At 42.0% G+C, this 1013-nt stretch carries 1 pseudogene; it reads left to right on the plus strand.

Annotated elements, in window-relative coordinates:
- Positions 1 to 1013 (plus strand): annotated as a pseudogene (locus ACFILW_RS10020) (hypothetical protein); the annotation flags it as partial.

Here is a 1013-nt window from a genome sequence, read left to right on the forward strand (position 1 = left end):
GCCAATGGTCCGAAAATAACCACCGGAGGTGTTGATGCTGGAGGTAAAAAGATAACTGGAGTGGCAACGGGTACTGAAAGCACCGATGCGGTGAATTTTGCACAACTGAAGGAAATAAAAGAAGAAGTAGCCGCCAGTAGTTTTATCAAACAAGATGCGCAGACGAAAGACATCACCATTGGTAAGGATACAGATGGCGATAAAATCACTATTGCCAATAAAGATAATAAGACCAGAATTCTTTCTGGCGTTGCAGATGGCGCGGACGACGCTGATGCCGTGAATGTTGCGCAGCTAAAAGCTCTAAAAGACTCTATAACTTCAAGTTGGGATCTCTCTGTTGATGGTGCAGATACGACGAGTGTTGATTCAACCAACCCAATGGATTTGGCAGCTGGAAGTAGCAACCTAAATATTACAAAAGGCAAAGAGGACAATAAGGTAAAATTTGATTTAGCAAAGGATATCACACTGGAGAGCGTAAAGGCAGGTACAAATACCTTAGATGCAACAGGCTTAGTGATAGCCAATGGTCCGAAAATAATCATTTCTGGGATAGATGCTGGGGGTAAAAAGATTACAGGAGTGTCGGATGGCACTGGAGCGAACGATGCAGTTAATTTTTCACAGTTAAGCAAAACCAATGAGAGTCTTTCGTCCACAGCGAGAAATCTGGAAACGGCTATGGCGAATACATCAAAATATTTTGGTGGAGGTGCAGGAGTTGCTGGTTCTGACATGACGGGACCAACTTATGACTTATCCAAGATTGATACAAAGGGTAATATAACAGAGGGCTCTTTTAAAGATGTTGGGAGTGCATTTACTGGTCTTGATACAAATATCAAGAATGTGAATGCACGGATTAAAGAAGTTTCTGAAGGAGTGGCACAGGATTCTTTGTTATGGAATGATGAAGCCAATGCCTTTGTAGCGCGTCATGAAAAGAGAAAAGAAGAAAAAAGCAGGGCTGTAAGAACACAAGAAAACAGTAGAATTACGTTCCTAGCAAA

The organism is Bartonella sp. TT110JLCBS (genome assembly GCF_042193405.1).
In the GTDB taxonomy this organism is placed as follows: Bacteria; Pseudomonadota; Alphaproteobacteria; order Rhizobiales; family Rhizobiaceae; genus Bartonella.